Source organism: Pseudomonadota bacterium (assembly GCA_016927275.1).
Taxonomy (GTDB): Bacteria; UBA10199; UBA10199; order 2-02-FULL-44-16; family JAAZCA01; genus JAFGMW01.
On sequence record JAFGMW010000048.1, the window covers coordinates 1 to 8,082 of the forward strand.

Genomic DNA, 8,082 nt, shown 5'->3' on the forward strand with positions numbered 1-8,082 from the left:
GGGGAGTAGAAGACGGGGTGAGAGTGCTCGCGCTCGAGCATGGCGCGGATCTTCCGGATCGCGGTCGGGTTGTTGCCGGGGACCACGTAGTCGTTGACCCCGAGCCCGGCCGCCCTCTCGTACAGCTCGATGATCGCCTCGTCTGCGATGTAGCCCCCCTCGCTGCGCACGAACTTCTTGTGCGTCATGAGCCCGCCCACGATCACCCCCAGGTCCTCGTTGCGCGCAAAGTCGATCCACGCGCGCTCGGTCTCAGGGCCCGCGTGCGGAAAGATTATCACCGCGTCGATGCCCGCCTCACGGCAGATGCGGGCGAACGCCTTGCCGGTGTCCGGTATGTCGCTGCCCGCCTTCTGGTGGTCGTAGATGAGCGGCTTGTGCGTGTAGCGCCTGGCGATCTCGACGGCGCGAGGAAGGCCGATGGAGAGCGCGAGCGCGAAGCCCAGCTTGTAGCCGCCGACCCCCGGGAGGTCCGCAGTGGCCTTGAGTATCTCCTCGTACTGCTCCGCCTCCACGTCGCAGGCCGGGATGATGCTTCGGGGCTGGGAAATGATCATGTGACGCTCCTTTTCGGGACCAGGGACCCGGGATCCGGTTCAATTTCCTATAAGCTTCAAAGGCTTCTCCCCGTATCGTGCGAACTCCTCCTCGATCGCGCGGCCTATCTCCGGCCCGGGAGCAAGCCTTTCGAAGGCGGCGGGCAAAAAATCCTCTGCGCTGCTCAGGGCATGATATTCGCAACCCATCGCGCGGACCGCCGCCGCCACCGTGCTTCCGTCGTCGCGCCTCTCCATCCTGCTCGTGAGTCCGACCGCCGCGATCACCTCGACCTCCAGGAGCCTCAGGTTGTCGAGTGCGGCCAGAAGCGAACCTCCCGTCGTGGTGACGTCCTCAACCACGACGATCCTCCCTGCCGGCGGGGTGAGGAACATGCGGTCCCTCGGTTCCCCGTGCTCCTTGGGCTTGCCCCTGCCCATGGGCAGCGGGTACCTGCCCGGCGCAAAGTCTTTCTGCGCGCGGGCGCGCTTGAGCGTGGATATGATCCCGAGCTTCGAGGCGCCCTCGGGCACGCCGTAGAACGAATCGGGCGCCCAGCCCCTGTCATCGGCAAATTTAATGAGGAAGTCCGAGAGCATGTCTATGAGGAATGCGTCGCCCGAGACCGTGCGCCAGTTGACGTACCAGTTGGAGGTGCGGCCGGACTTGAGCGTCACCGGCCTCTCGAAGAACCCGACCACGCCGTTGTCCAGCATGAATTCTACAAATTCCCTGCGGTCGAACACCATTCCCCCTTTAACTTTTCCAACCAGTCACTAGTCACTAGTCACGAGTCACGGCTTTCTTGTGCCCGGGACCGGAGTCGAACCGGTATGAGGTTTTACCCTCGAGAGATTTTAAGTCTCTTGCGTGTACCAATTTCGCCACCCGGGCCTCGACTTCAAGGCATAGGGCATAGGGCTTAGGTCATAGGGAAGTGGGAATCAATATCTAATTACAATGAGATACAAAAAAGGGCCCAGGTTTTTCCCTAAACCCTGCGCCCTAAGCCCTAGACCTCGGTTTTATGAGGCGGCGACCGGAATCGAACCGGTAGATAACGGTTTTGCAGACCGTCCCCTTAGCCATTTGGGTACGCCGCCGAAGTCGGGGCACACTAAAGGAAGCCTTGAGCCCTGTCAACGGGAGGGTTTGAAGGAGCGATGCGCCCTGCAACGCAGCAATCAAGGAGCTCTGCGGATTAAAATGACTTGAAGGCCGCATGCAACCGTGATAGGAGCGCTGCAATGTCAAACCGGAAAAAACCGATCGCATCGGCCCTGGCCGCACTCGCCCTCGCCCTCGCCGCATGCTCAGGCACTGAGAAGCAGGGCTCCCTCTATGCGGCCGGCGACGTCGCGCGGCCGCAGGCCATGCTCCAGGCCTCCCGCAGCGCAGCGGAGTCGGCCCTGCGCGAACCGGGCCGCGGGGACAAGCAGGGACTCGCCGAAAAGGGGATCGAAGCTGCGGAGCGCTGCCTCATGGCCGCGCCCGAGAATCCGGGCTGCTACTACTGGCGCGCGGTCAACACCGGGATCTACCACAGCGTGCGCATCGCAGGCTACCAGAGGGGCGTGAAGAGGATGGTGGCCGACTGCGAGAAGATCATACAGATCGACCCCGGCTACGAGAACGCGGGCGCGTACCGCATGCTCGGCCAGATATACACAAAGCTCCCGCAGACCGCCATCCACCCGGGGAGCGTCACCCGGGACATCGAGCTGGCCGAGTCCTATCTGCGCAAGGCGGTGCAGCTGGCCCCGGGCTACCCCGAGAACCGCCTCGCCCTGGCGGAGGCCCTCTTCGAGAACGGCAAGGTCAAGGACGCGATCGAGGAGCTGGCACAGGCCAACGAGCTCGCTCCGCACTGGCGCAGGGACATCTCCTACGACCAGTGGAAGCACGAATCTCTTGCGCTGGAGCGCAGGATAGGCAAGGCTCAATGATCGAAGGCACCATAAACCCCACACCAAGGAGTGCACCATGGCGAGCGTGAACAAGGTGATACTGATCGGAAACCTGGGCGGAGACCCGGAGAAGCGCGTCACCGGCACAGGCCAGGTTGTGACCAATTTCAACATCGCGACCACCGAGCGCTGGAACGACAAGAGCGGCCAGAAGCAGGAGCGCACCGAATGGCACCGCATCGTGGTCTGGGGACAGCAGGCGGAGAACTGCGCGACATACCTCTCCAAGGGCCGGCCTGTCTACATAGAGGGGAGCCTGCGCACGCGCCAGTGGGACGACAAGGAGGGCAACAAGCGCTACACCACGGAGGTGGTGGCCCAGCGCGTGCAGTTTTTGGGCAGCCCGACCGGCGAGAGGAAGGCGGCCAGCGAACCGGCGTCGTTCGACGCGACAAACGCCACGCCGTTCGACGCAGGGAGCGGCCCGGACGACGTCCCGTTTTAGATCCGTGACTCGTTACTGGTGACTGGCGTGCTCCCGCCAGTTACGAGTCACTAGTCACCAGTCACGGCTTTTGTGCCAGCCAGTCGCCGACCACCCTCTTCCTCTCCGTAAGGTCGAAGCGCACGCCGACCGACATGTACACGGTGAAATCCACCGACGGCCCCCGGCTCGTTATGTCCTCTGCGAACGCGACCTGCCAGACGAGATCGCCCCATTCTCCGAAGAGGTCCCTCTCCTCCCCCTTGAATCCCACGATCAGGTCCATGGGTATCCCGTCCCAGGCATCGAGGCCCGTGCCGTGCAGAAGCGGCGTGCCCCCCTCGATCTGGACCATGAACGAGAGGCAGGGGATTATCGAGATCTCGCCGGCCAACACGTAAGAGAACATCTGATTGTACACGAATTCATCGATTGAATCGTTCCCGCCGAGCACGAAGTAGCCGACGTTGGCGTACCCGTGCAGCCTCTTCCACGACGTGTCAACGGCGACGCCGAAGCCGAAGTCGGGGCTGCCGCTCCCGAGCCCGCGGGAGCGGCGGCCGGTTGGGAACTTGATGTCGGCGAACCACGCGATCGCAGGCCAGTCGTCGTCCTCGCCGGTGAGCTGGTGCTTCACATACACCGAGAGATCGCCCAGCCCCCAGTCAACCGGGGGGAAGTCGAAGAGGGTCCGGCCGCCGGCCGCGAAGCTGTAGTGGAACTCGCCGTTTTGCACGAGCTCCCTGCCCCCGTTGGGGAACCCGAAGGCCCTGTGGAACTCCTGTATGAACCCGTCGAGGAACCCTCCCCACATCTTGTACATGGGGATCTGCACCCCGACCTCGAACCCCCTGCCCACGCCGTAGCCGGCCATGACCGCGAGCCTCCACAGCTCCATGTCGAGGTTCAGCGAAGCGCCGGCGTTGCCCTCCTTCTCGAACATGTTGGAGTATGCGGAGTCGATGCGCGCGTCGAGGGTCCCCTCGGGGAGCGCCTCGGCGCTGCGCGGGGTGAGCGAGAGGTTCTGGAGATACACCGGGTTCTGCACGCGGCTCACGAGCGGGCCGAAACCGGGGAACTCGCGCGCCGCCGCGTCAGCGGGGGCGAACAGCGAGAGCGCGACGATCGCCGCCTGCATGGTGAGACCGATCTTTGCTTTTCTATCCACTGTTCACTGTTCACTTCGATTGCAGGAACCTCTCGGCGTCGATGGCCGCCATGCAGCCGGTGCCGGCCGCGGTGATCGCCTGCCTGTAGACCGTGTCCTGGCAGTCGCCTGCCGCGAAGACGCCGGGCACAGAGGTCTCCATCGTCGATTTCTTCGTCACTATGTAGCCCTGCCCGTCCATGGCGAGCTGCCCGCTGAACGGCTTTGTCGCAGGGTCGTGCCCTATGGCTATGAACACGCCGGAGCAGGAAAGAACCCTCTTCTCCCCGCTCTTCACGTCCTTGAGGCGAAGCCCGGTGACCTCGCCCCTGGCCACGTCCAGGATCTCGTCGACCACCGAGTTCCACGCGAACTCGATCTTTTCGTTCTCCTCGGCCCTCCTCCTCATGATCTTCGACGCGCGCAGCTCGTCGCGCCTGTGGACGATTGTGACCTTCGCGCAGAAGTTGGTGAGGAAGAGCGCCTCCTCGACGGCGGTGTCGCCCCCGCCCACCACCGCCACCTCCTTGCCGCGGTAGAAGAACCCGTCGCAGGTGGCGCAAGCCGAGACGCCCTTTCCGTAAAGCGGCCTCTCCGAAGGGAGACCGAGCCAGCGGGCCGATGCGCCGGTCGCGATTATGAGCGCCCGGGCCTCGAGCCTCTCTCCGCCCAGCTCCACCGCGAACGGCCGCTTCGACAGATCGGCGGCCGTCACCTCGCCCCGCATGAAGCGCGCGCCCACGCGCTCCGCCTGCCTGCGCATGGAGCCCATGAGCGCGGGCCCCTCGATCGGATCGACGAAGCCCGGGAAGTTCTCCACGTCGGTGGTGATCGTGAGCTGGCCGCCCGGCTGAAGCCCCTCTATGACCAGGGGACCCAGGTTCGCGCGCGCCGCGTAGATCGCGGCGGTGAGCCCGGCGGCCCCGGCGCCTATGACGATGAGCTTTTCCGACATCTTCTCCCCCCGCGTTGGCCGCCCAATCTGGACAAAAGAGCTGAAAAAAGCAAGCGGGTACGATCCCCTGCCCGGGTGTCATGGATTCGACGGTCAGGGCGGCCGTTTCTCACGAAGAGAGCGGGGCGACCGGCAGGGCTGGAGTTAAGACAATATAATTCAATGGGTTAGACTCTGCCCTTTGAACGGTCCATGGCACGGATGTTGCTGATAAACAGATGTGGTGAGATTTACAGAGGAGGCCTGCCATGAAGGAGCGCATCTTTGTATTGTTGCTGACGACGGCCCTCATCGCCCTGCCGGTCATGGGCACTGCCCTGGGACAGGAGTCGGGGGCGGATGCGTCGTCGGAGCCGGCGGCCGGCTGCGGGAGGATAAGCCTGGGCGGCGTCAGCAGCGACGAGGCAGCGGTTACGGATCAGGCGGGCGCCGGCTCTTACATGGGCACCGAGGGCGCCTACGACGATTTTGAGTATGAGCAGCAGGCAGCTGATGCCCTGAACCAGCAGGGGGCGGAGGGGCAGGAGGCAGCAGGCCAGGAGATCGAGCTCTACTGCGAGGAGCAGCTCAACCCCGACGGCACCCTCACCTGCTACGACGCGAACAATCAGCCCATCATCTGCACGGTGGAGGGCGAGGACATACTCTGTCCTTACTGATGGGACTGCCCTCCCGCGGGCAGCGCTGCAGCGAAACGCAGCACCCCCGAACGATCCCACCCTTGTAATCAAAGGTGAAATCCGAGGCACGACCCTTGCTTAAGACAGGTGCATGCTGTCCCACGTCTATTCCGCGGCCCTCTGCGGGGTCAACGCACAGATCGTCAAGGTCGAGGTGGACGTGCGCACCCAGGGCATGCCCGGTTGGAACATGATCGGGCTGCTCGAGACCGCGGTGCGGGAGGCGCGCGACCGCGTGGGCAGCGCGATAAGAAACTCCGGCTTCGCATTGCCCAACCGAAAGACGATCGTGAGCCTGGCGCCTGCCGACCTCAAGAAGGTGGGCGCGCACTACGACCTGGCCATCGCTGCGGGCCTCCTCACCGCGGTCGGGGTCGTGGGGACCGGCCACGGCAGGCGCTTTCTCATCGCGGGGGAACTCTCGCTCACAGGCAGGATCCTCCCCATCCGCGGTTCGCTGCTGATGGCGATCGCCGCGAAGGATGCGCGCCTCGACGGCGTGATCGTGCCCGCCGAGAACGCCCTGGAGGCGTCGCTCGCCAGCGGCATAGAGGTCGCCGGCGTGCGGGACCTCGCGCACGCGGTGCAGTTCATAAACGGGGAGGCGAGGCCGTGCGAGCTGCCGGAGCGCGGGGAGGCGGGGCAGACCGCCAACCCGCTGGACCTCGCCGAGGTGAAGGGCCAGCCCATGGCAAAGCGCGGGATCGAGATCGCGGCCGCCGGCGGCCACAACCTGGCCCTCGTCGGCCCCCCCGGCACGGGAAAGACGATGCTCGCGGAGCGGCTGCCGACGATACTGCCGCCGCTGACCGAGCGCGAGGCGCTCGAGGTGCTCAAGATCCGCAGCTGGCACGGGCTCCTCGCCGAGCGCGACTCGCTCCCCACCGAGCGCCCGTTCCGAGCGCCCCACCACTCCGCCTCTTACGCGGGCATCATAGGCGGAGGCGTGGGCGGCGCAGCGAGGCTCGGCGAGATATCGCTGGCGCACAACGGCGTGCTCTTCCTCGACGAGATGGCGGAGTTCCGGCGCGACGTGCTCGAGGTGCTCCGCCAGCCCATGGAGTCGGGCTGCGTTCGCATAGTGCGCGCGGGGATAAGCCTCACTTATCCGGCCCGGTTCATGCTGGCCGCGGCGTTCAACCCCTGCCCCTGCGGCTACTACGGCCACCCGGCCAGGCCGTGCACGTGCAGCATACAGCAGATCCGCAAGTATCGCGGCAAGGTCTCGGGGCCCATGCTCGACCGCATAGACCTGCACGTGGAGGTGTCCCCCCCTCCGCACGAATCGCTGATCGACTTCATCCCCGAGGAGGGATCGTCGGAGATAAAGGCGAGGGTGATGGCCGCGCGCCGCATGCAGGAGTCGCGCTACGGAAACCGGGAGGAGCTCAACTCGCACCTGAGCGGCAGGTCGATAAACAGGCACTGCAGGCTGGGCGCGGCGCAGGGCGCCTTTCTCAAGGCCGCTGCCGCGAAGGCGCACCTCACCGCGCGGGCGGTGCACAGGGTCATCAAGGTCGCCCGCACGATCGCGGACCTGGAGCTGGCAAAGGAGATAGGCGTGCCGCACCTCGCGGAGGCGATGCAGTTCCGCTCCGCGCTCGAGGATATCTGATTCAGCCGAGGAGCCAGGCGGCGGCCGAATTCGCCCGGCACAGATCGCGCGCGCCGAGGTTCTGACCCGGGTCCTTGCCGGCCAGCCCCATGTAGATGGTCCTCTTGTCCCGCGCCCCCATGACGTCCGCAGCCACCTTCAGGGCCTTGAGCGGGCACGGCATGATGATCCTGTTGACGATCGCGGGCGCGCCGCTCGATGTGAAGAGCACCGCCCTCCTCCTTTCGCGCTTTATGCGGCTGGCGGGGATCATTCTGGTCCAGGGCCAGTAGGTGTAGCAGATGAGCCGCTCGATGAATCGCTTCATGATGGCGGTCGTGTTGCTGAAGTTGACCGGCGCCGCCAGGATGACGGCTGAGGCGGAGTCGATCGAATCGAGGATCCCCTCCATCTCGTCCTCAATGACGCATCTGCCCCGCCTCTTCTCCGCGGCCTCCTGGGTGCACGCCCGGCAGTTCCTGCAGAACTCGATCCTCTTCTCCGTGAGCAGGATCTTCTCGGTGCGGCCGCCTCGCCGCTCGATCTCCGCGAGCATCGCGTCGACCGTCTGCTCGGTGATGCATCCCCTCCGATAGCTCCCGATTATCGCGACAATGGTTTTCGACATGCAAGCCCCCCTTTCGAGACTGGATTCGTATGTCACAGATCCGGGCAAATGCAAACCGGGGAGCGATCGGGCCCCCGGGATGCCCTCTCCTGATGAGTTGATTAAAATGAATAATTTTACTAAGCAACATATCCTCGCAGGTGCCGATAC

Annotated in this window: 9 protein-coding genes and 2 tRNA genes; 4 read left to right on the top strand and 7 right to left on the bottom strand. The window is 64.7% G+C overall.

What is annotated here, in order from left to right; translation table 11 throughout:
- From JXA24_03150 to JXA24_03165, 4 genes are all read right to left on the bottom strand, one after another.
- Window positions 1-557: orotidine 5-phosphate decarboxylase (locus JXA24_03150; protein MBN1282754.1), on the bottom strand; the 557-nt coding region annotated here is incomplete at its 3' end.
- 39 nt (window positions 558-596) lie between these two features.
- Complete coding sequence (locus JXA24_03155) at window positions 597-1,283, bottom strand: hypothetical protein (protein MBN1282755.1); 687 nt, start codon at window positions 1,281-1,283, stop codon at window positions 597-599.
- Window positions 1,284-1,345: 62 nt separating this feature from the next.
- Window positions 1,346-1,431, bottom strand: a tRNA-Leu gene (locus JXA24_03160).
- A gap of 136 nt (window positions 1,432-1,567) precedes the next feature.
- Window positions 1,568-1,640: transfer RNA gene (locus JXA24_03165), tRNA-Cys, on the bottom strand.
- Window positions 1,641-1,784: 144 nt separating this feature from the next.
- Between JXA24_03165 and JXA24_03170 the strand changes: the two genes are divergently transcribed.
- Window positions 1,785-2,483 (top strand): tetratricopeptide repeat protein, encoded by a 699-nt coding sequence (locus JXA24_03170; protein ID MBN1282756.1) that lies wholly within the window; start codon window positions 1,785-1,787, stop codon window positions 2,481-2,483.
- Window positions 2,484-2,520: 37 nt separating this feature from the next.
- Window positions 2,521-2,949, top strand: a complete 429-nt coding sequence (locus JXA24_03175; protein ID MBN1282757.1) for a single-stranded DNA-binding protein — start codon at window positions 2,521-2,523, stop codon at window positions 2,947-2,949.
- Between the two features lie 61 nt (window positions 2,950-3,010).
- On the opposite strand, the gene JXA24_03180 is transcribed toward JXA24_03175, so the two are convergent.
- Both JXA24_03180 and trxB read right to left on the bottom strand, forming a co-directional pair.
- Complete coding sequence (locus JXA24_03180) at window positions 3,011-4,096, bottom strand: DUF3187 family protein (GenBank protein ID MBN1282758.1); 1,086 nt, start codon at window positions 4,094-4,096, stop codon at window positions 3,011-3,013.
- Between the two features lie 10 nt (window positions 4,097-4,106).
- On the bottom strand, window positions 4,107-5,030 hold the full coding sequence (gene trxB, locus JXA24_03185) for a thioredoxin-disulfide reductase (protein MBN1282759.1): 924 nt from the start codon (window positions 5,028-5,030) through the stop codon (window positions 4,107-4,109).
- A gap of 248 nt (window positions 5,031-5,278) precedes the next feature.
- On the opposite strand from trxB, the gene JXA24_03190 reads away from it, so the two are divergent.
- Window positions 5,279-5,689, top strand: a complete 411-nt coding sequence (locus JXA24_03190; GenBank protein MBN1282760.1) for a hypothetical protein — start codon at window positions 5,279-5,281, stop codon at window positions 5,687-5,689.
- Window positions 5,690-5,801: 112 nt separating this feature from the next.
- Complete coding sequence (locus tag JXA24_03195; protein MBN1282761.1) at window positions 5,802-7,325, top strand: YifB family Mg chelatase-like AAA ATPase; 1,524 nt, start codon at window positions 5,802-5,804, stop codon at window positions 7,323-7,325.
- Between the two features lies 1 nt (window position 7,326).
- On the opposite strand, the gene JXA24_03200 is transcribed toward JXA24_03195, so the two are convergent.
- Window positions 7,327-7,932, bottom strand: coding sequence for a flavodoxin family protein (locus JXA24_03200; GenBank protein ID MBN1282762.1), 606 nt, complete (start codon window positions 7,930-7,932; stop codon window positions 7,327-7,329).
- Window positions 7,933-8,082: the final 150 nt, after the last annotated feature.